Origin of the sequence: Acinetobacter sp. BD54, assembly GCF_044778325.1 — a bacterium.
Classification (GTDB): Bacteria; Pseudomonadota; Gammaproteobacteria; order Pseudomonadales; family Moraxellaceae; genus Acinetobacter; species Acinetobacter baumannii.
This window is the reverse complement of sequence record NZ_JANJEP010000005.1, coordinates 133,355-155,714: the sequence shown is the minus strand read 5'-3', so window position 1 is coordinate 155,714 and position 22,360 is coordinate 133,355. Positions and strand designations below refer to the sequence as shown.

Genomic DNA, 22,360 nt, shown 5'->3' with positions numbered 1-22,360 from the left:
GACAAAAATTATATTCAAGAGCATAGATTCTTTTTTATACAAAAACTGCTAGATTTCTGTTATTTTTTGATACAAATTGAGTTAAATTTTTATTTTCAAATCATTTTTGTGTAAAAAACACTTGATTATCTAATAAGCTTATTTTGGTTTAACTCATTTATACCTCAATTAAACGTAACACGTTTTTTCAAAGATTCTTGTCACAAATTAGTGTAAAATCTTTAAAATTTTTTATGGAAGGAAGATCATGTCTCAGCTTTCTACGATCATTGAGCAAGCATTTGAAGACCGCGCAAATTTCACTGCAGCAGATTGCCCAAGCGAAATTCGCCAAGCTGTTGAAGAAGCAATTGCTGGTTTAGATAACGGTACACTTCGAGTTGCAGAAAAAATCAATGGTGAATGGGTTGTTCATCAATGGTTAAAAAAAGCTGTTTTATTATCATTTAAACTTAATGACAATAAACCAATCGAGTCATGTGATCTTCGTTTCTACGACAAAGTTGAAACTAAATTCTCTGGTTGGACTGAAGAGCAATTTAAAGCTGCGGGTGTTCGTGTTGTTCCTCCTGCTGTTGCTCGTCGTGGTAGTTTCCAAGCTAAAAATGTGGTGTTAATGCCATCTTATGTCAACATTGGTGCTTACGTAGATGAAGGCACAATGGTTGATACATGGGCAACTGTAGGTTCATGTGCTCAAATCGGTAAAAACGTTCACTTATCAGGTGGTGTTGGTATCGGTGGTGTTTTAGAACCATTACAAGCTAACCCAACCATTATTGAAGACAACTGTTTTATCGGCGCACGTTCTGAAATCGTTGAAGGTGTTATTGTCGAAGAAGGCTCTGTTATTTCTATGGGTGTTTATATCGGTCAATCTACACGTATTTATGATCGTGAGACTGGTGAAATCCATTATGGCCGTGTTCCTGCTGGCTCAGTTGTTGTACCAGGTAACTTACCGTCAGCTGATGGTAAATACAGCTTATATGCTGCAATTATCGTGAAAAAAGTTGATGCACAAACACGTGCAAAAACAAGTTTGAACGATTTGTTACGCGCTGACTAATTTCAGTTTGATCAAACATCTCTACGATCAACACTGATCGTAGAGATTTTATTTTTTATATAGTGTGGTATTTCTAGAATGGCTTCCTTACGTTCCTCTGCAATTCCTGTCTCTGACCCTGCGTCCGGTCTACGCATTACCGAGATTTTTTACTCCTTGCAGGGTGAAGCAAATGCCTCTGGCCTACCGACTGTATTTATTCGTCTCACAGGTTGCCCTTTACGTTGTAGTTATTGCGACACCACCTATTCTTTTGAAGGTGGCGAACGCCTATCACTTGAGCACATTATTGAAACGGCTGAAAAATATCAAACGCCTTATATTTGTGTAACAGGCGGTGAACCCCTAGCACAACCCAATTGCTTAATTTTATTACAACGTTTATGTGACGCCGGTTTTGACGTTTCCCTAGAAACCAGTGGCGCTCTTGATGTATCAAGAGTGGATCCGCGTGTTTCAAAAGTCCTCGACTTAAAGACCCCAACTTCTGGTGAAGAACACCGTAATCTCATCAGTAATCTTGACCATTTAACACCGCGTGACCAAATCAAATTTGTGATTTGTAATCGTGAAGACTATGAATGGTCAAAACAACAAGTTGAACAATATCAACTGCAAACCAAAGTCAGTACTATCTGGTTCTCCCCTGCTTTTGCAGTTGAAAAAGGTGCTGTTGGCCTGCCACGTTTAGCACGTGATCTGGCACAGTGGATACTGGACGACAAACTGCCTGTACGTTTCCAGCTTCAGTTACATAAACTGCTCTGGAACGATGAAACAGGTCGCTAATCGTTCAATAAAATAAATCATTCCGAATATGGAGAAAAATATGCGCCCTCGTGCCATTGTTTTACTTTCAGGCGGCTTAGACTCAACCACTTGCCTAGCTTGGGCACAAGCGCGCTATGAATGTATTGCTATTAGTTTTATGTATGGTCAACGCTCAACCACTGAACTGGATGCTGCAAAAGCATTAGCTCAGCGTGCAGGTGTTGAACATCGTGTAATTAATATCGATTTAGCCAATTTAGGCGGGTCTGCACTTACAGATCATAACATTGCTGTACCAGAACAATTACAAGAAGGTATTCCTGTAACTTATGTACCAGCACGTAACACAATTTTCCTCTCTTATGCCTTAGCAGCTGCAGAAGTTTTCAATGCTGAAGCGATTGTTATTGGCATCAATGCTGTTGATTATTCAGGATATCCTGACTGTCGCCCAGAATTTATTGATGCTTTTGCCAATATGGCTCGTTTAGCAACTAAAGCTGGCGTGGAAGGAAAACCTCTTAAATTTGAAACACCCCTGTTACATTTATCCAAAGCGAATATTATACGTTTAGGGATTGAACATGGCGTAGACTATAGTCAAACGGTATCTTGCTACCAAGCAGATGCTCAAGGACGTGCGTGTGGTAAATGTGACAGTTGCCGTTTGCGTAAAGAAGGCTTTATCGATGCTGGTGTTACCGATCCAACACGCTATATACCGCAATAAGTAGGTAAAATTTATGAAGTTGTTAAAATCAAATCTTATTCTTTCATCTTTATTCTCAGCAGCTGCACTTATGGCTGGTTCGGCTCAAGCAGCTGAAAACCCAGTTCAAGCAGCATATAAAAGCACTAACGTTAAAGGTGCATTAATCAACGTTTGTAAAGACCAAACTGCAAAAGGCGGTAAATTAAGTTCAGCTGAAGTTAGCAAATTCTGTAGCTGTCAAGTTGAAGCGCAAGGTAAAGTGACTGAAGCACAAAAATGGGAAATTCAAAGCGCAATCAATGCGAAGAAAAGCCCAAGCTCTTTAGCTTTTGTACAACAGCAAAACCGTGACCTTAAAGCATGTTTCGGTCCTCAGTTAACAACTAAGCTTGAGAAATTAACTGAAGAAGCAATGAAAGCAGCTCAACAACAAGCTCCTAAAAAATAAGCTTTTGTTGCTCCAAATTAAGCCTGCATTTATGCAGGCTTTTTTATAGCTCTGTTAAAATGACACCGATCTCTTCATTCGAAATAAGTCATGCAAGACCAATGGAAAACTAACGCACATAACAGACCGTCAATTGTCTCCTTTAGTGGAGGTAAAGACAGCTCTCTTGCACTTTATCATGCCATGCAAACCGGTAACGTAATTGGTTTAATCGTTATGCTAGAAGAGCAAGGACAACGCTCCCGTTCACATGCAATGCCACTTGATATTATTCGGGCGCAAGCACAAGCAATTGGCTTACCTGTATTTATGGCATCATCTAGCTGGAATGACTATGAAAATAAATTCATCAACTTACTAAATGAAGCCAAACAAAAAGGTGCTGAGGTACTGGTTACAGGTGATTTAGATATGCCGGAACATGGTTGTTGGCATGATCGTGTTACTCAAACAGTGGGCCTTAAATTAGGAATGCCGCTCTGGCTACGGCCCCATCGTGAAGTTGTTGAAGAATTTATTCAACTTGGATTTCAGAGTGTAGTTGTGACTGTAAACCTTAAACTCGGAATGAAGGTGGAAGATTTAGGTCAAGTGTTATCGTTAGAATATATACAGGAACTTGAAAACCGTGGAATTGATCCATGTGGAGAAGGTGGTGAATTTCATACCACTGTGATTGATGGTCCAATTTTTAACAAAGCTATTCCTGTAAGAAAGCTCGATATTGTTTATCATGAAGAATATGCTTTTTTACCACTTGAATTAGATCAAATTTAACTTTTAAAGGATAAGAAATGTCTGAGAATATTCAACTGCCAAATCAGGTTTTCCCAACCACACACGGCGAAGTTAATTTGGCTGAAGTCGATAATGAATGGCTGATTATTTACTTCTACCCTAAAGACTCAACGCCAGGCTGTACAACACAAGCTGTCGGCTTTTCTTGTTTAAAAGATCAATTTGATGCTTTAGGTGCTCGCATTTTTGGAGTATCACGCGACTCGGTAAAAGCCCACCAAAACTTTACAGAAAAGCAGGCACTGACAATCGATTTAATTAGTGACAAAGAAGAAGTACTTTGCAAACACTTTGATGTGATTAAAGAAAAGAATATGTATGGGAAAAAAGTAATGGGGATCGAACGCTCTACTTTTATTTTCCATAATAAAACCTTAGTTAAAAGTTACCGTAAGGTAAAAGCGGCCGGCCATGCTGAACAGGTTTTAGAAGATTTAAAAGCATTACAAACAGCTTAATAAGCTTGAGTAACAAAAAAGCGAGTTGAATACTCGCTTTTTTACACGCACATAAATTGCTCAGCTATTTTAATTTGGCGTATGATAAAAATATTAAAATAACTCGAACTCAGGCATTGCTATGAATCTACTAAAAGTTTGTACTTTATTGCCTTGTAGCCTTGTTATTGCTGCCTGCTCCGTTAATTCATCAAGCACTCCTCCTACACTGAGCTCTTCTACACCACAAGTTCAAAAATCATCGATAGAAATAAGCTGCCAAGATTTACAAAATCCTGCTTACCGACAAGCTGTGCTTAATGCAATTAATGAAATTCGACAATATTCTCGTCAATGTGGTCAGCAGTATTTTTCTGCAGCTAAACCTTTAAGCTGGAATAATAATTTATATCAAGGTGCAAGTGCTCACTCTAAAGATATGGCAAATAACAACTTTCTTGGACATGTTGGCTCAACAGGTTTAGATTTAAGAGCGAGATTAAAAAAATATCATATGCTGAGTAAAGCCAATGGTGAGAATGTCGCGAGTGGACAAAAAACTTTAAATGAGGTCATGGCTAAATGGATCGCCAGTCCTCTGCATTGCAGTAATATCATGAACCCTAGATATACCGAATATGCCATTGCATGTGCTTCTGACCAGTCTGCTAAACAAAGAAGCTATTGGACACAACAATTTGCAGGTTTTTAAAGTAGACTCAAAAAGCATCAAACAATTCAATCTACTTTAAAAAACAGAGATTCTTTAGTTAGATCGACTCATTCTTTATGAGATGACACGGTTTCCTCAATATTTGAATGGTCTGCCTGTAAAAACTTTTGCTGTAGCTGTAAATATAACGGTGTATTTTGGAATTCTTCCAAAAATTGAATGGTGCCTTTGGGAAATGCATCCGTTTTAATTTTGCCCTGATAGTAGGCTTCACGCATTGGAGTGGCAGAAATCGAATCTTTTAAGCTATCAAGTTCGACCATCACCCATTCTGGAAATAGTCGTAAATAATAAGATGACTCATCTTTGAAGTGGCCAATCAAACCAACTTTTGAGTTCGGTTCTATTACACCATTTACTAATGATTTAACCAGTTTTACCCACTTCTCATCATTATAAACATCAACCACATGTACAAAACGAATGCGCTTTTGCTCATCTAATGAAAAATTAGATAAAATCATTTGTTCTCGTTCAATTGCAAGAAACGGATTTTTTATATTACGTTCCATTTGGGCAGAACCTAAAGCCAAAATCACATAGCGACTTTGTTGCAGTGCAATTTCAATCGTTTGCATATGTGCCAAATGAAATGGCTGAAAACGACCTATAAAAACGAGATAGTCAAATGTATACATAATTAGTTTTTCACTTTTTATGAACTCACCAGTTACGCTCATTACAAAAAATATGCGCCATAATGAGAACCTAAAAATCAACAACGTGGTTTAAAGCAAGGATAGTACGATGACACTTAGCTGTATTCAACAACCTCATCAACATTTACAAGCAAATTTAGAAGGTGGCGTACTCACCTTAGCCATAAATCGCCCAGAAGCAAAAAATGCATTATATGGCGAACTTTACTTATGGATTGCCAAAGCACTTGATGAAGCCGACCAAAATAAAGATGTACGAGTAGTCGTTCTACGTGGTGCCGAACATGACTTTACCGCTGGTAATGACATGAAAGATTTTATGGGTTTTGTACAAAATCCGAATGCTGGTCCAGCAGGTCAAGTTCCTCCATTTGTACTCCTTAAATCTGCTGCCAGATTATCGAAGCCGCTTATTATTGCAGTAAAAGGCGTGGCAATTGGTATTGGTGTTACGATTTTATTACAGGCAGACCTCGTTTTTGCCGACAATACGGCCCTCTTTCAAATTCCTTTTGTTAGCCTTGGGCTTTCTCCTGAAGGTGGTGCAAGTCAATTATTGGTTAAACAAGCTGGTTATCACAAAGCAGCTGAACTTCTGTTTACTGCCAAAAAGTTCAATGCAGAAACTGCTGTACAAGCTGGTTTAGTTAATGAAATCGTTGAAGATGCTTATGCCACTGCTCAGGCAACTGCCCAACACTTAACAGCTTTACCGCTTGCTTCATTAAAACAAACCAAAGCATTAATGAAACATGATTTAGATCAGATTATTGAATGTATTGACCATGAAGCAGAAATCTTTATGCAACGCGTTCAATCACCAGAAATGCTAGAAGCTGTGCAGGCATTTATGCAAAAACGTAAACCGGACTTTTCACAGTTTAATTAAAAATCAACTTCTATGATTTGAATAAACTCAAAGGCAGGCTCTTCGTAAGGATGGCTTGCCTTTAATGCTTTTGCCACTGCACTTGCCTTTTCTTCAAGCACAATCGTTTCAACACGCCATTCGTCAACTTGCTCAAGTTCACCTAGCTCTCCTATATAAGGGTCAGCTCCTTTAACTGGCTTGAATTGCCCTATTCCTTTAACTTGCCAAGCACATTGTTCATAGTTCCCTATCCCACCTGCTCCGGCCGCAAATATAGACTGTTTAGTCGACTCAAGATGTGACTCTGGTACGTAATAAATCAGCTTTAACATGAATAGAATGACTCAAAACTAGTAATTTGCTTTAAATCATACCCTTTAAGAAGACTCCGAATCAAAGTCAGCTCATCATTGCTAAATAATTTGCTCCAATAAAAAGTATTTGTATGGCAAGTGCCAAGCCAAATAAGCGCCAACCTTTATCTCTTGTGTACATCGTTCTTATGTGATTTTTGTTTTTCATCATTTTGATCTCCGATTTTTATCGTTGTTACAGAGAAAGCAAAAATTGAACCAACAGCAATCCAAGCATAAGGGGTTAAATATACTTATGTCTATACTCTTATAAATTTTCTTAAAGTCCTTAAAAAACGTATTTTCTTACCTTTACTTTAAGTTTAAAGAAAATTTTTCTAATTCAGTGAGCTATCATTATTCTGGATCATTTTAAACATTCGATTTCTTTAAATATCTGTTCTCATATACTGTCATCATAAATGCTAAACCACATAAAATAACAAAACCGCAAGTCATTGGAATTAGTGTGCCGTTATATAATTGCCCAATAATAGAGGCAAGAATAAGTGACAATACGGACGAAGCTGCACCAATAATAGCTGATGCCATACCAGCTACATGTCCCATAGGTTCCATTGCAATCGCGTTTAAATTACCAAATAAAGTTCCAAATAATAAAAATAAAATACAGGCATAAAGCATAAACATCCAAAATGCTACAGTCACACCTATAAGTTGAATCCCTAAGAAAATTAATGAAATTAAGCACAGACTGAGAAAGCCATAAATACAGATTGGACGCATACCAAACTTCATGACAATTTTAGAATTGGTAAATGAAGCAATGCCCATTACACCAGCAAGCACAGCAAAATAAGCACTAAACTCTTGCCCAGTTTTACCAAACTGCTGCATAAAAATTTGCTGAGAAGTACCTAAGTAACCAATAAATCCCCCAAAGCAAAAGCCTGCACATAACAAATAGCTCATGGTGGTTTTATTACTTACAACTTCTTTGAAACCCTCTTGAAATGCTTGTAAACGCATAGGTAAACGATTTTCAGGAAGTAACGTTTCTTCTAAACGTAAAGCGACCCACGCTCCAACGACTGTGGCATAGATCATGTATAAGACAAAAATATCACGCCAACCAAAGAAGTGAATAATGAGTTGTCCCAGACTTGGTGCAATCGCGGGAGCGACCATAAATACCATCATGATTAAGGACATAATACGGGCCATCTGAGCGCCGCTGTATTTATCTCGCACAATGGAAATTGAGGCGACATAAGGACCTGAAACCCCAATACCTTGAATAAAGCGACCTACTAAAAACCATTCAAAACTTTGTGTGGTAAAGCACAATAAACTTCCCAAAAAGTAGATGATAATACCGGTAAATAAAATACGTTTTCGTCCAATCGCATCGGAAAGTGGACCTGCAATCAACTGCCCTATTGTCATGCCGGAGAAAATACCAATAATGACCCACTGGGTCTGATTATTATTCTTTAATTCAAAAACTCGTCCAACCTCACCTAAAGCAGGCAACACTGCATCTATCGAAAAAGACACGATAGACATGAGTAATGCCATCAACAGTGCAAACTCACGGAAATGGATTTTTGACTTCATTTTTCTTCTCTACTATTTATTCTACTTACATTGTACTACATACAAATAAGCCACCTTACGGTGGCTTATTTCAATTTTTATATTAACCAATAAACTTACGTGCGTTACGGAACATACGTAACCAAGCACCGTCTTCAGTCCACTCTTCTGGACTCCAAGAGTGTTGAATTGCACGGAAAGTACGCTCAGGGTGCGGCATCATGATCGTTGCACGACCATCTTTAGACGTTACGCCCGTAATCGCTTCCGGTGAACCATTTGGGTTCAATGGATAATGTTGAGTCGGGTTACCGTGGCTATCAACATAGCGCAATGCAACTTGATTCGCTGCATTTAAGCTTGCAATATCAGCTTCGCTAGCAACCGCACGGCCTTCACCATGTGCTACAGCAATCGGTAAAATTGAACCTTCCATACCATCAAGTAATACAGAAACTGTTTTTTCAACACGAACGTTTACGCTACGTGCTTCAAAAACTTCTGACATATTGCGGTGGAAACGTGGCCAGTGTTCAGCACCCGGAATAAGTGGCGCTAATTGTGACAACATTTGGCAACCATTACAGATACCTAAGCTAAATGTACCTTCACGATGGAAGAATTGCTCAAACTGATCACGTAGTTTTGCATTGAACAGAACTGATTTTGCCCAGCCACCGCCTGCACCCATTACGTCACCGTAAGAGAAACCGCCACAAGTCACTAAACCTTCGAAATCACTTAGACTCACACGACCAGCAAGTAAGTCGCTCATGTGTACGTCAATTGTGTTAAAGCCAACTTTATCGAAAGCTGCTGCCATTTCAATATGACCATTTACACCCTGCTCACGCAAGATTGCCATATTCGGACGACGGCTATTAATAAACGGTGCTTCGATAGGTTCATTTAAATCAAATGTAGGTTTAGCAATCAAACCTTGATGTGATTTATCAGTAATTAAAGCAAATTCTTGGTCAGCAGTTTCAACGTTATCACGTAAACGTTGGATCTGATGAGATACTTCAGACCAAGCTTGTTGTAACTCTGCACGCTCTAAAGTTAAGCCATTTACAGATAATTGATCAGTATTATTTACGCGACCAACTACAGCAATTGCATCTTTTAAGCTAGAAGCAGCTACTTCTGCTTGTAAAGCTTCCCAATCAGCTGCTTTGATTTGAACTACTGCACCAATTTCTTCTGCAAATAAACCAGCAGTAGTCTGATCTTCTAATGCTACACCTAAACGCGAAGCGAACATCATTTCAGCTACAGTTGCGAGTAAACCACCATCACCGATGTCATGGTAAGCCTGAATCAAGCCACGGTTATTCCAGTCTTGAATTAAAGCAAAGAACGCTTTGAAATCATCAAAACTATCAACATCTGGAGTGACTGAACCAATTGCTTTATATACTTGCGCAAGAATCGAACCACCTAAACGGAATTGTCCTTTAGATAAATCAATACGGACAAGTACTGAGTCTTCTAAATTCTTAAGTTCAGGTGTTAAAGTCTTACGAACATCAGCTACTGGAGCAAATGCAGTAATTACACCAGTCATTGGAGATGTTACAGCTTTATCTTCACCGTTATCATTCCAAGTCGTACGCATTGAAAGTGAGTCTTTACCTACAGGAATCGCAATTCCTAAAGCAGGACACATTTCCATACCAATCGCTTTTACACCTTCAAACAATGCTTGGTCTTCACCTTTTTGACCAGCAGCAGCCATCCAGTTTGCAGAAAGTTTGATATCGCTAATTTGTTCAATGTTTGCACATGCAATATTGGTAATTGCTTCAGCAACTGCCAAGCGAGCAGACGCTGCTGGATTTAACAATGCAACTGGTGGACGTTCACCCATTGCCATTGCTTCACCAGTGAAGCCTTGTAGGCTTGTAGTCGTTACTGCTGCATCTGCAACAGGAATCTGCCAACGACCAACCATTTGGTCACGTGCAACCATACCTGTAATTGAACGGTCACCAATGGTGATCAAGAATGATTTAGACGCAACTGTAGGATTTTTCAATACACGGAAAATCGCATCTTTCAAATCAACTTTTGAAGCGTCAAATTCGTTGCCTTTACGTTCAATTGTTTCATAAGAACGTTGCATACGCGGTGTACCACCAAGCATCACTTGCATTGGGATATCAACTGCATTGTTTTGGAACAATGGATCTTCAACAGTTAAGTGACGAGCTTCAGTTGCTTCACCTAACACGGCAAATGGACAACGTTCACGAGCACAGATTGATTCGAACTGTTCTAAAGACTCTGGACGAATTGCAAGAACATAACGCTCTTGTGCTTCATTTGACCAGATTTCCATTGGGCTCATGCCCGGCTCTAATGAAGGAATCTTACGAAGGTTAAGAACTGCACCTAACTCATGATCGTTTACAAGCTCAGGCATTGCATTTGATAAACCACCAGCACCTACGTCATGAATAGACACGATTGGGTTGAAGTCTTCTAAACGCCAGCAAGTATCAATCACTTCCTGACAACGGCGTTCCATTTCTGGGTTTTCACGTTGTACAGATGCGAAATCAAGGCTTTCACCCATTGTGCCGCTGTCTACAGAAGAGGCTGCGCCACCACCAAGACCGATTAACATCGCAGGGCCACCCAATACAATGAGCAAGTCACCCGGTTGAATCGCATCTTTTTCTACATGGTCAGGACGAATGTTACCGTAACCACCCGCGATCATGATTGGCTTATGGAAGCCCTTCACTTCACCATTTACGTTTTGTTCGAAAGTACGGAAATAACCATTTAATGCAGGGCGACCAAATTCATTGTTAAATGCCGCGCCACCTAATGGACCTTCAATCATAATTTGTAATGGCGATGCCATACGTGAAGGTTTACCGTAGTTTTCTTCCCAAGGTTGTTCAAAACCAGGAATATTTAAGTTAGAAACTGTAAAGCCTGTTAAACCTGCTTTCGGTTTACCACCACGACCAGTTGCACCTTCATCACGGATTTCACCGCCTGAACCTGTTGCTGCGCCAGCAAATGGAGAAATTGCTGTTGGGTGGTTGTGAGTTTCAACCTTCATTAAAATGTGAGCAGCTTGGCTCTTATATTTGTAAACAAAATGACCGTTTTCATCTGCTTTCGGATAAAAACGCATCGTGTCATAACCAACAATTACAGATGCGTTATCTTTATATGCTGATAACACGTCAGTTGGAGATTCTTTATAAGTGTTTTTAATCATTTGGAACAATGATAATGGTTGTTTTTCACCATCAATTGTCCATTCAGAACCGAAGATTTTATGACGACAGTGTTCAGAGTTTGCTTGTGCAAACATCATCAACTCGATGTCATTTGGGTTACGACCAAGTCGAGTAAATGCTTCAGTTAAATAATCAATTTCTTGTTCAGATAACGCAAAACCAAATTCGTTGTTGGCTTTTACTAATGCTTCTTTACCTTGACCTAAAATATCAATTGAATTTAAAGGTTTTGGTGCTGTTTCTGAAAATAGTGCTTTTGCATCTTCAATTTGTGCAAAAACAGTTTCAGTCATACGGTCATGAAGTACTTGTTTTACTTCATTAGAAATTTCAGAAACACCTTTTAAAGTGAATAAAAGACCACGTTCTAAACGGTGAACTGGAGTATTACAGTTTTTGAAAATGTCAGTCGCTTTAGATGACCAAGGTGAAATCGTACCCACGCGTGGTGTTACTAAAATCTGAATCTCATCACTTGCAGGTTGACGAAGTTCAAAAGACTCACCGTCATTTAATAATTGCAAAGCAGATTGATGTTGCTGCTCGTTGAGCGCTTGATCAAACAAATAGACCCATTGGCTGTCAAAAGATTGAACAGAACTAATTGACGATAAACGTGTTAATAGTTGAGCTTTCTTAAAAGAAGAATGTGCTGCTGCACCGGCCACGATAAACATGTTGATTTTGGCTCCACGGGCAGGTCTTGTGAACCTTACCGCAATGTGACTTTAGAGAGAGCGCATATTCTACTGTGTCTTGCTAAAATCAGCTAGATGTAGAATCAGTATTCTGTAACCTAATTCTGCAAGAAGTGATGTGTTTTTTGTTCAAAATCATTTTTTTAATCATTCTCGCTCAAAATAAATTGTTTCATGTTTATTCAATAACATAATAAAACCTGAACTAAGACAAACTATGTCGCACCAAGCTAGTGCTTTTAGCATTTTTTTGGCATGATCAGGCTTTATAGTTTTGAATAATGATAAATGGAACAAATGCGTTGGTTAGAACTGCTGTCTGCAGTTCGTTTAGGTAGTAAAAAAAGCAGCACAGAGCTGGCTCGAAGCCCATTTCATAAAGATTATGACCGCATTATATTTTCACAAAGTTTTCGTCAGTTAAACCGCAAGACTCAAGTTCATCCTTTAGCACAGCATGATGGCATTCATACCCGTTTAACTCACTCGCTTGAAGTTTCCTGTATTGGCCGTTCCATGGGCATGCTGGCAGCCGAAAAAATTAAAGATGAATTGCCTGTCTGGATTTCTCCTGCCGATGTCGGCGCAATTATTCAAGCGGCCTGCCTTGCTCATGACATTGGCAACCCACCCTTCGGGCATGCAGGTGAATATGCAATTCGTGAATGGTTTGACGATGCCTCACATAATGATTTTTTAAAAAAATTAACTCCCGAAGAAGAAGCCGATGTCCGTCAGTTTGAAGGCAACGCCCAAGGATTACGCTTATTAACCCGTATTGACTATCATCCTGATGATGGAGGCATGCGTTTAACTTACGCAACCTTAGGCGCTTATTTAAAATATCCTTGGCTTTCAAAAACAATCGCGTCTCAAGGTGATCGTCCATCCCACCAACGAGCGAAATTTGGTTGTTATCAGTCTGAAAAAGAAATTTTAAAACAAATTGCTGAGCAGCTCGGACTTATTCAATTAGGTGAATATCACTACTGCCGTCATCCACTTACCTATTTGTTAGAAGCTGCCGATGATATTTGCTATGCTCTCATCGATTTAGAAGATGGCATTATTCTAAATATGCTGAATTACCAAGAGGTTGAACCGATTTTTCTCAACTTGATTGCAGATTATGGTCAACCTGAAGAGCTATCACTTCCAAGCAGTACATGGCAACAAAAAATTTCGGCATTGCGTGGTCGTGTTATGAAGCGTCTGGTTGATGAAGTCACTACAGCTTTTGCCAAACATCATTATGAAATTATTACTGGTCAGCTCAAAGGTAGTCTTTTACAGTACTGTTCGCCTGATATTGCGGCAGGTATTGAAACAGCCAAAAATCTGGCACGTGAAAAAATCTTTGAACACCCACAAAAGTCTGGTTTAGAAATTATTGCTCACCAAAGTTTGCAAACTATTCTTGATGCATTTGTTCCCTTAACGATGCCGCATAAATCTTTAAGCTTTAAAGAACAGCGCTTGATGTCTATTCTTAATTTGTACGGTGCTCGCTTTAGTAATAACCACTACAGCAATATCATGCAGGTACTCGATATTATCAGTAAGTTTTCAGATCATCAGGCTTATAGCTTGGCTCAAGAGCTACAAGGTAATAAAATCGGCTTGTTTTAAGCTGCCTTAATATAGAAAGAAATACAGCTAGTGTCGTTTTAATACATTTAGAACGACCAGATTTACAGTTATGAATAAGTGAAATTACGCTATGATCGGATGTTTAATTGGCGAAGTGTTTGCCCTAGAAGCCCCAACTGTCTTACTGAATGTAAATGGTGTGGGCTATGAAATTGATACACCACTTTCAACATTTTGCCAATTACAAAAAGGCCAGAAAGTTACGCTATGGACGCATTTGGTCGTCCGTGAAGATGCTCAGCAGCTTTATGGTTTTAGTGATGCTCAAGAGAAAACTATTTTCCGCACCTTACTAAAAGTAAATGGTGTGGGCCCGAAAATGGCATTAGGTATTCTTTCTACGTTAAGTGTTGAATTGCTGGTACACACAATTGAACATGACGATGTGAATACTTTGGTTAAAGTTCCGGGTGTAGGCAAAAAAACAGCTGAACGTTTAATGATTGAACTTCGTGACCGTTTTAAAACTTTGGCACAAGGAACTTCTAGCGCTGCGGCCCTGCCTCAGATTCAATTTGTTTCGAACTCACCTGTTGCAGAAGCAGAAGCAGCCTTACAGTCACTAGGTTATAAACCTCTTGAGGCACAAAAAGCTGTTGCGGCGGTTAAAGCCGATTACACTGAATCAGCCGATATTATTCGTGCTGCACTTAAATCAATGATGAAGTAAACACACCTATGCAAGACCGTCTAATCAGTGGAACAGAAAAACCTGAAGATCATTTTGATCGGGCTATTCGACCGACTTCACTTGCCGATTATATCGGGCAACCAGTCGTACGCGAGCAAATGGAAATTTTCATCGGTGCGGCTCGTGGTCGTGGTGAGGCACTCGATCACACACTGATTTTCGGTCCACCGGGCTTAGGAAAAACCACGCTTGCCAATATTATTGCGCGTGAAATGGGTGGCAATCTCAAATCCACTTCAGGGCCTGTTTTAGAGCGTGCGGGTGATTTGGCTGCAATGCTGACTAACCTTGAAGAAGGCGATGTTTTATTTATTGATGAAATTCACCGTCTTTCACCAGTGATTGAAGAAATTCTGTATCCGGCAATGGAAGATTACCAACTCGATATCATGATTGGTGAAGGCCCTGCTGCTCGTTCAATTAAACTCGATTTACCACCTTTTACGCTCGTTGCTGCGACCACACGTGCCGGCTTACTCACCTCGCCTCTACGTGACCGTTTCGGTATTGTGCAACGTCTTGAATTCTATTCTGTAGAAGACTTAACTCACATCGTGTCACGATCTGCAAACCTCATGGATGTACCCATTACAGTTGAGGGTGCAGAAGAAGTTGCACGCCGTTCACGCGGAACACCGCGTATTGCCAATCGTTTATTACGCCGTGTACGTGACTATGCACAAGTAAAAGGTACGGGCGAAGTTAACCATGAAATGGCACAACGTGCGCTTGATATGCTTAATGTCGATAAAGCTGGTTTAGATACCTTAGACCGACGTTATTTAAGTATGTTGTTAGAACGTTTTGATGGTGGACCTGCTGGTGTTGAAGCCCTTGCAGCTGCTATGGCTGAAGATAGCGGAACACTTGAAGATGTTATTGAACCTTATTTAATTCAGCAAGGTTATGTTATGCGTACTGCACGAGGTCGCATTGCAACCAACCAATCTTATTTGCAGTTTGGCATGACGCCACCTGAGCCTAAAAACTAATCAAAGGAAGAGAATTTTCTCTTCCTTTTTTTATTTAACTATTCTTTTTAACTCAAATAAAAATTGTCTTATCAATAAATTAGCCACTCTATACCTTTTAAGTCTTTCGTTATACCTTATTGATTTTTTAATATTTTTAAAAACTGAATTATAAGAAATCTAGATATTAAATCTTCTGAACAATAATATTTTTAGGATAAGGATATGTACAAAAAAGCCGCTTTAATTTTTCCACTTGCCCTAATAAGTCAATTGAGCCTAGCGGATTGGGTAAAAGATGCTACACAACAAAATGAAAATCAGGTCATTCAATTAAGACAACACATCCATGAGTACCCTGAACTAGGCAATATGGAATTTAAAACATCTGCATTGGTTCAAAAAGAATTAAAGTCTTATGGCATTCAAGTCAAAACAGGTTATGCAAAAACAGGGGTAATCGGCATTTTAAAAGGGAATAACCCCGGCCCTATTATTGCGCTTAGAGCAGATATGGATGCGCTACCTATGGAAGAAAAAAGTGGTGTGCCATTTGCTAGTAAACAAAAGGCAATTTATCAAGGTAAAGAAACTTATGTGATACATTCTTGTGGACACGATGCGCACACTGCAATGTTATTAGGTGCAGCAAAGATATTGGCGGCCAATAAAGATAAAATATCAGGCACTGTAGTTTTTGTATTTCAGCCAGCTGAAGAAGGTGGAGCAGATATAGATAACTTCACGCATGGTGATCAAATCGGCTCAAGAAAAATGATTGCGGATGGTGCATTTAAAGACTACAAACCAGAAGCTATTTTTGGCATGCATGTCATGTCCGGCATGAAAAGCGGACATCTATATTATAAAGATGGTGCTATTTTAAACAGTGCCGATCACTTACGTATTCAAGTTAACGGCAAACAGGTTCATGGCTCTACCCCTTGGTTAGGCAGAGATCCAATTTATGCATCAGCTCAAATGATTAATAATTTACAAAGTCTTATTAGCCGAAGAACCGACTTAACCCAAGGTATGGGCGTTATTAGTATTGGCAATATTCAAGGCGGTACAGCTGGAAATGTGATTCCTGAACAGGTCAATATGATCGGTACTATTCGATCCAATAACGAACAGATCCGAGAAAATATCCTAAAGAGCTTACCAACTCTGGTGGAAAATAACGCTCAAGCTAATGATGTAACAGCAAAAGTTGAAATTGCGCCTTATGCTCCAGTAACCATGAATAATAAAGCTCTTACTCAACTTATCCAGCCAACATTAGCCAAAACTGTTGGAGATTCGAATCTTCATGTTTTGGACCATAATGCAAGTGCAAGTGAAGATTTTGCCTATTATGGGAAATTAATACCCTCTTTCTTCGTTTTCTTAGGAGCAACACCTGAAAATCAGGACTTAAGCCAAGCTGCACCAAATCACAACCCTTCTTTTATAGTAGATGATAAGGCCTTAAAGACAGGAACCGAGCTACATATAAGATTCGTTTTAGACTATCCGAATATCGCTAAACAAGTTCAGGCTGCATGGAAACAGTCTTAACTTAACAATATGCTCACCATAGAGTGTTCCGTTTTAAAGAAGAAAGACAGCAGTCGCGATTGAAAGGTTGTGCCATAGGACTTAGTATGCAATCTGCTAAACTGCCCCGTATTTAAAAGCAGATGTATGGCTTTGGATAGAACTGATATTTTATTCAACAGTCATATTTTAAATATAAAGCTCTATAGTGAACTAAAACGGAATACTCTCATGGCGAATCATTTTGAATTCAACATTCGTGTTTATATTGAAGATACGGACGCAGGTGGTATTGTTTACCATGCCAACCACATTCGCTATATGGAACGTACCCGTACAGAATGGCTCCGCGCTGCTGGCGTTGACCATTACTGGCATCAAAAAGACTACAACTTTGTAGTATATAAAATTGACGTAAAATATATGCGTCCTATTTTAATGGATGACTTAATTACTGTTACAGCACGTGTAGTTTCATGTAAAGCTGCGTCATTTGTGTTGCAACAAAATATTTATCGTGGTGAAATCTTGCTTGCTTCTGGTGAGGTTGAGTTGGCATGTTTAAGTAAAGATCTAATGCCACGTCGTCTTCCGGAAGAAATACGTGATCTTATTCGTAAAGAATTGGAACAAGACTAAAAAAACAACCGGCATATGTAACTATGGCAACAAACATTGAATCAACCCTGCATATTTCTGACCTTATTTTACAAGCAAGTCCAGTCGTCCAGTTGGTCATGCTGATTTTATTGTTAGCATCAATTTTTAGTTGGTACCTGATTGCCAAGTTACATATGAGTTATAAAAAAGCACGCCAAGATGATGAACATTTCCAAAAAATGTTCTGGTCTGGTGCTGAACTCAATACGCTTTACAACAACGCACAACTCAATTCAAAACGTTCAGGCCTTGAAGATATCTTTTATCAAGGATTAAGTGAGTTTTTTAAACTCAAAAAACGCCAAGCTCCTACCTCACAAATGATCGAAGGAACGGAACGTATTTTACGTGTCGGTTTAAGTCGTGATCAGGGTAGTCTGGAATATGGTTTAGGTACTTTAGCAAGTATCGGTTCGGTTGCCCCATATATCGGTTTATTCGGTACTGTTTGGGGAATCATGAATGCTTTTATTGGTTTGGCTGCTGTTGACCAAGTGACGTTAGCAACAGTTGCGCCAGGTATTGCCGAGGCCCTTATTGCAACTGCAATTGGTCTATTTGCTGCAATTCCTGCGGTATTGGCTTTTAACCACTTTACGGCTAAAAGCGAAAGTGTCTACTCTGATCGTGCATTATTTGCCGAAGAGATGATTGCTTTATTGCAACGTCAATCTGTGGGTTCGTCACAGGAAGATGCATAATGGCCATTCAACGTTCAGGGCGCTTTGAGCGCATAAAAAAACCATTAAAAAGTGACATGAACGTCGTGCCTTATATCGATGTAATGCTGGTACTTTTAGTGATTTTCATGGTGACTGCTCCCATGATTACCAGTGGTATTAAAGTCGATTTACCTCAGGCAAATAATCATCCAATTGAATCAAAAGATATGCCAGCCATGGTCACGATTGGTAAAGATGGCAATATTTATCTTCAATATGAAGATTACAAAGATAATGAGCCACTTTCTCTTGAAAAACTTGAGTCTGTTTTAAGTGAAGCACAAAAACAAGCTGAGCAGGAAAACAAACAACTTACAGTTTTAGTGAATGGTGATAAGACTCGCCCTTATGGAGAAGTCGTATCATTGATGGCAAGTTTACAAGAAGCAGGTTTAACTCAAGTTGGCCTTCTGACAGAGCCTTTAAAATAAGCTATGAATAAAAATCAAAAGCCTCCTTTTAAACAAAATGCAATAGCATTGAGCTTCACCCTTGGAGTTCATGCAATTGCCATTGTTGGCTTGCTTTTTTTAGGCTTGAGTAAACCACCTGAACAACCAAAAAAGCTGACCACTGTTTTAGTTAAACCAGAAGATTTACCACCACCTTTAGCAAAAGAAGTTGAGCAACCAACCGTAGCAGAAAATCAGGCTGAAGAAGTTCTAAGCCCGATTGTGGATGAAACTCTTCCTCAAAATCTTCCAGCTGCCCCTCCTCCTCCAACAGCACAACAACTTGCTGCTCAAAAGCAAAAAGCTGAGCAGGCACAACAAGCAAAATTAGCTGAGGAAAAGCGTAAAGCTGAAGAAGCTGCTAAAGCAAAGCAAGCTGCAGAGCAACAACGTTTAGAGGAAGCACAGAAGCAACAGGCCGAAGCTAAGCGTCAAGCGGAGGCTAAAGCGAGAGCTGAAGCTGAACAAAAACGAAAAGCCGAACAAAATGCAAAAGCTGAGGCCGATGCGAAAGCTAGACAAAAAGCAACTGAGGAAGCTAAACGTAAAGCGGAGACTGAAGCAAGACTAAAACGTGAAGCTCAAAAGGCTGAAAACGCTAAACTTCAAGCACAACAAGAAGCTAAACGAAAAGCCGAAGCAGATGCGAAAGCCAAACAGCAAAAAGCTGCCGAAGACGCCAAACGTAAAGCTGAATCAGATGCTAAGGCTAAGCAACAAGCAGCTGATAACGCGAAACGTAAAGCCGAGGCCGATGCGAAAGCTAAACAGCAAAAAGCAGCTGAAGATGCTAAGCGCAAAGCTGAGGCCGATGCGAAAGCTAAACAGCAAAAAGCAGCTGAAGATGCTAAACGCAAAGCTGAGGCCGATGCGAAAGCTAAACAGCAAAAAGCAGCAGAAGACGCGAAACGCAAAGCTGAGGCTGATGCAAAAGCCAAACAACAAAAAGCAGCAGAAGATGCTAGACGTAAAGCCGAAATTGAGGCCGAAGAAAAAGCTGCATCTGCTAAAAAAGCTCAAGAAGAAGCTGCCCAGAAAAAAGGTGAAGCTAAAAAAATTGCATCTTCGGCTAAACGTGATTTTGAGCAGAAAATTCGTCGTGCTTGGGATGTTCCTACAGGAAGCAGTGGTAAAACTGTTAGCGTTAGATTTACCCTGTCTGACTCAGGTAGTGTTAGCTCGATTGTTATTACACGGTCAAGTGGAGATGATGCATTGGATGCAAGTATCAAAGCTGCAATTCAGGCGTCTGCTCCCTACCCAATGCCATCGGATCCTGATGCAAGACGAGAAGCGCGAAGCGTTACCTCTACTTTCAGAGCACAATAATTTTGTAAGAGTTACATGCTTTAAATAGTTTGAAGCATGTAACTATGCTACAAAATCACCAGTCACAAAAAATACCTTCAATGACTTTAAACCTATGAAAACGAGCCGCAAACACCTTCTAGCCTTAACGCTACTTACAGCATTAAGTCCTCTTGCACCAACAGCTGCCTTTGCTCAATTACATTTAGAGATTGCAAAAGCACCTGATCAGGCACCTAAAATCGCTATTGTGCCTTTTAATAACGACAATGGACTTTATCCTATTGTTGAAACTGACTTGAACCGCTCAGGACGTTTCACAAGTTCATCAAAAAATTTACCTGCGAATGCCGCTATTAACCAGATTCAAGCATCTGATTGGCAAGCTGCGGGTATTCCTTATGTTGTTACTGGACAAATTAAGCAAACAGCTGACGGGTTTGAAGTCCATTACCAACTTTATGATGTACAAAAACAGCAATATCTTCTGAATGAGTTGTTAAATGTTCCTGCTTCACGCATACGTCAAGCAGGACATATGGTAAGTGACGCTATTTATCAGGCCTTAACCGGAATTCCAGGCGATTTTAGTGGCCGTATCGCTTATGTATTACGTAATCCTGCCACTCCTGCTGAACGTTATACCTTACAAATCGCCGATACAGATGGTGAACAACCGAAAACTGTTCTCTCTTCACGTGACCCGATTTTGTCTCCGGCATGGACTCCTGACGCTAAAAAAATTGCTTATGTTTCTTTTGAAACTAAACGTCCAGCCATTTATTTACAAGATCTCTCTACTGGAACACGTGAAGTACTTACGAGTTTTAAAGGCTTAAATGGTGCACCAAGCTTTTCACCAGATGGCAAATCAATGCTATTTACAGCATCGATGAATGGTAACCCTGAAATTTATCAAATGGATTTATCAACTCGCCAAGTCAAACGCATGACAAATGACTCGGGAATTGATACTGAAGCGCGTTACACACCAGATGGAAAAGCTTTTATTTTTACATCTGACCGTGGTGGCTCTCCTCAAATTTATCGCTATGATTTTGGAAATGGCTCAGTAAAACGCTTAACATTTAAAGGGTCATTTAATGCCCGTGGCACTTTAAGTGCAGATGGTAAAAAAATTGCACTCGTGCATCGACCAAGTGGTAGTAACTATAAAGTTGCGATCCAAGATATTAATACAGGCATTGTCAATATTCTTACCCCAACCAGTTTAGATGAATCACCAAGTTTCTCACCAAATGGGCAAATGGTAGTTTATGCAACTCGTGAAGGGAACCGTGGTTTACTGTCTATCATGTCCACTGATGGTCGTTTCCGTATGAATTTACCGAGTGAGCAAGGTGAAGTACGTGAACCAGCCTGGGCACCTAAATAACTTTTTATTCCATTGATGGAGATGATGATGAAATCAATTAAATATTTGGCCTTTCCTCTACTTAGTGCAGCACTTGTCATGACAGGTTGTGCAAGTCGTAAGCCAGCAACAACGGCAACTACAGGTACAACTAACCCAAGCACAGTAAATACGACAGGCTTAAGTGAAGATGCTGCATTAAATGCTCAAAATCTAGCAGGTGCTTCTTCAAAAGGTGTAACTGAGGCAAACAAGGCTGCCCTAGCGAAACGCGTCGTTCACTTCGATTATGACAGTAGTGATTTATCTACTGAAGATTACCAAACACTTCAGGCTCATGCTCAGTTCCTCATGGCAAATGCAAACTCAAAAGTTGCATTAACTGGTCATACAGACGAGCGCGGTACACGCGAATACAACATGGCCTTGGGTGAGCGCCGTGCAAAAGCAGTTCAGAATTACCTCATTACCAGTGGTGTAAACCCTCAACAACTTGAAGCTGTAAGTTATGGTAAAGAAGCGCCTGTTAATCCTGGCCATGATGAATCAGCTTGGAAAGAAAACCGCCGCGTTGAAATTAACTATGAAGCGGTTCCTCCTCTATTAAAATAAAACATCCCAAAAAA

General features: G+C 39.8%; 23 protein-coding genes. 18 read left to right on the top strand and 5 right to left on the bottom strand.

The window, feature by feature from the left end; genetic code table 11:
- The first annotated feature begins 247 nt into the window (after positions 1-247).
- The 7 genes from dapD (at position 248) to NQ782_RS10010 (ending at position 4,947) form a co-directional block, all read left to right on the top strand.
- Positions 248-1,069, top strand: a complete 822-nt coding sequence (gene dapD / locus NQ782_RS10040; protein ID WP_000080867.1) for a 2,3,4,5-tetrahydropyridine-2,6-dicarboxylate N-succinyltransferase — start codon at positions 248-250, stop codon at positions 1,067-1,069.
- A 78-nt stretch (positions 1,070-1,147) separates the two neighbouring features.
- Positions 1,148-1,858: a 7-carboxy-7-deazaguanine synthase QueE gene (gene queE / locus NQ782_RS10035; protein WP_057094111.1), complete on the top strand. Its 711-nt coding sequence runs from the start codon at positions 1,148-1,150 to the stop codon at positions 1,856-1,858.
- A 40-nt stretch (positions 1,859-1,898) separates the two neighbouring features.
- Positions 1,899-2,570, top strand: coding sequence for a 7-cyano-7-deazaguanine synthase QueC (gene queC, locus NQ782_RS10030; RefSeq protein ID WP_001247780.1), 672 nt, complete (start codon positions 1,899-1,901; stop codon positions 2,568-2,570).
- Positions 2,571-2,583: 13 nt separating this feature from the next.
- On the top strand, positions 2,584-3,000 hold the full coding sequence (locus NQ782_RS10025) for a hypothetical protein (protein WP_000771345.1): 417 nt from the start codon (positions 2,584-2,586) through the stop codon (positions 2,998-3,000).
- Positions 3,001-3,090: 90 nt separating this feature from the next.
- Positions 3,091-3,777, top strand: a complete 687-nt coding sequence (locus NQ782_RS10020) for a diphthine--ammonia ligase (RefSeq protein ID WP_001153968.1) — start codon at positions 3,091-3,093, stop codon at positions 3,775-3,777.
- A gap of 17 nt (positions 3,778-3,794) precedes the next feature.
- Positions 3,795-4,256 (top strand): peroxiredoxin, encoded by a 462-nt coding sequence (locus NQ782_RS10015; protein WP_001293529.1) that lies wholly within the window; start codon positions 3,795-3,797, stop codon positions 4,254-4,256.
- Between the two features lie 121 nt (positions 4,257-4,377).
- Positions 4,378-4,947, top strand: a complete 570-nt coding sequence (locus NQ782_RS10010; protein ID WP_001050705.1) for a CAP domain-containing protein — start codon at positions 4,378-4,380, stop codon at positions 4,945-4,947.
- Positions 4,948-5,015: 68 nt separating this feature from the next.
- Here NQ782_RS10010 and NQ782_RS10005 read toward each other — a convergent pair whose 3' ends face one another.
- Entirely contained in the window at positions 5,016-5,606 is a 591-nt protein-coding gene (locus tag NQ782_RS10005) for a nicotinate-nicotinamide nucleotide adenylyltransferase (RefSeq protein WP_171251930.1), read from the bottom strand.
- A gap of 109 nt (positions 5,607-5,715) precedes the next feature.
- Between NQ782_RS10005 and NQ782_RS10000 the strand changes: the two genes are divergently transcribed.
- The gene (locus NQ782_RS10000) at positions 5,716-6,516 is read left to right on the top strand and encodes an enoyl-CoA hydratase-related protein (protein ID WP_000175549.1); all 801 of its coding nucleotides are present in this window, start codon (positions 5,716-5,718) and stop codon (positions 6,514-6,516) included.
- On the opposite strand, the gene NQ782_RS09995 is transcribed toward NQ782_RS10000, so the two are convergent.
- From NQ782_RS09995 to purL, 4 genes are all read right to left on the bottom strand, one after another.
- Positions 6,513-6,830, bottom strand: a complete 318-nt coding sequence (locus NQ782_RS09995) for an NIF3 1 (RefSeq protein WP_000916029.1) — start codon at positions 6,828-6,830, stop codon at positions 6,513-6,515. The genes NQ782_RS10000 and NQ782_RS09995 overlap by 4 nt on opposite strands.
- A 67-nt stretch (positions 6,831-6,897) precedes the next feature.
- On the bottom strand, positions 6,898-7,023 hold the full coding sequence (locus tag NQ782_RS09990; protein ID WP_000977276.1) for a KGW motif small protein: 126 nt from the start codon (positions 7,021-7,023) through the stop codon (positions 6,898-6,900).
- Between the two features lie 200 nt (positions 7,024-7,223).
- Positions 7,224-8,429 carry a multidrug effflux MFS transporter gene (locus NQ782_RS09985; protein ID WP_000836948.1) on the bottom strand — a complete coding sequence of 402 codons (1,206 nt, stop codon included), beginning with the start codon at positions 8,427-8,429 and terminating at the stop codon, positions 7,224-7,226.
- Between the two features lie 82 nt (positions 8,430-8,511).
- Complete coding sequence (purL, locus tag NQ782_RS09980; protein WP_057094114.1) at positions 8,512-12,345, bottom strand: phosphoribosylformylglycinamidine synthase; 3,834 nt, start codon at positions 12,343-12,345, stop codon at positions 8,512-8,514.
- Between the two features lie 309 nt (positions 12,346-12,654).
- Here purL and NQ782_RS09975 point away from each other — a divergent pair, with 309 nt between their 5' ends.
- From NQ782_RS09975 to pal, 10 genes are all read left to right on the top strand, one after another.
- The gene (locus NQ782_RS09975; RefSeq protein WP_000437078.1) at positions 12,655-13,995 is read left to right on the top strand and encodes a deoxyguanosinetriphosphate triphosphohydrolase; all 1,341 of its coding nucleotides are present in this window, start codon (positions 12,655-12,657) and stop codon (positions 13,993-13,995) included.
- Positions 13,996-14,086: 91 nt separating this feature from the next.
- A complete protein-coding gene (gene ruvA / locus NQ782_RS09970) occupies positions 14,087-14,686 on the top strand; it encodes a Holliday junction branch migration protein RuvA (protein ID WP_000578663.1) in 600 nt (199 codons plus the stop codon).
- Between the two features lie 8 nt (positions 14,687-14,694).
- Positions 14,695-15,699, top strand: coding sequence for a Holliday junction branch migration DNA helicase RuvB (gene ruvB / locus NQ782_RS09965; RefSeq protein WP_001154002.1), 1,005 nt, complete (start codon positions 14,695-14,697; stop codon positions 15,697-15,699).
- 204 nt (positions 15,700-15,903) lie between these two features.
- Positions 15,904-17,238, top strand: a complete 1,335-nt coding sequence (locus tag NQ782_RS09960; protein WP_057094513.1) for a M20 family metallopeptidase — start codon at positions 15,904-15,906, stop codon at positions 17,236-17,238.
- A gap of 210 nt (positions 17,239-17,448) precedes the next feature.
- Positions 17,449-17,856 carry a tol-pal system-associated acyl-CoA thioesterase gene (gene ybgC, locus NQ782_RS09955; protein WP_001273591.1) on the top strand — a complete coding sequence of 136 codons (408 nt, stop codon included), beginning with the start codon at positions 17,449-17,451 and terminating at the stop codon, positions 17,854-17,856.
- A 23-nt stretch (positions 17,857-17,879) separates the two neighbouring features.
- The gene (gene tolQ / locus NQ782_RS09950) at positions 17,880-18,578 is read left to right on the top strand and encodes a protein TolQ (protein WP_000224630.1); all 699 of its coding nucleotides are present in this window, start codon (positions 17,880-17,882) and stop codon (positions 18,576-18,578) included.
- On the top strand, positions 18,578-19,030 hold the full coding sequence (tolR, locus tag NQ782_RS09945; RefSeq protein WP_001007562.1) for a protein TolR: 453 nt from the start codon (positions 18,578-18,580) through the stop codon (positions 19,028-19,030). The genes tolQ and tolR overlap by 1 nt, the downstream gene beginning before the upstream one ends.
- A gap of 3 nt (positions 19,031-19,033) precedes the next feature.
- Positions 19,034-20,380, top strand: coding sequence for a cell envelope integrity protein TolA (gene tolA / locus NQ782_RS09940; RefSeq protein ID WP_001039145.1), 1,347 nt, complete (start codon positions 19,034-19,036; stop codon positions 20,378-20,380).
- A 94-nt stretch (positions 20,381-20,474) separates the two neighbouring features.
- The gene (gene tolB / locus NQ782_RS09935) at positions 20,475-21,755 is read left to right on the top strand and encodes a Tol-Pal system beta propeller repeat protein TolB (RefSeq protein WP_000858386.1); all 1,281 of its coding nucleotides are present in this window, start codon (positions 20,475-20,477) and stop codon (positions 21,753-21,755) included.
- A gap of 27 nt (positions 21,756-21,782) precedes the next feature.
- Positions 21,783-22,346: a peptidoglycan-associated lipoprotein Pal gene (gene pal, locus NQ782_RS09930; protein WP_000836015.1), complete on the top strand. Its 564-nt coding sequence runs from the start codon at positions 21,783-21,785 to the stop codon at positions 22,344-22,346.
- Positions 22,347-22,360: the final 14 nt, after the last annotated feature.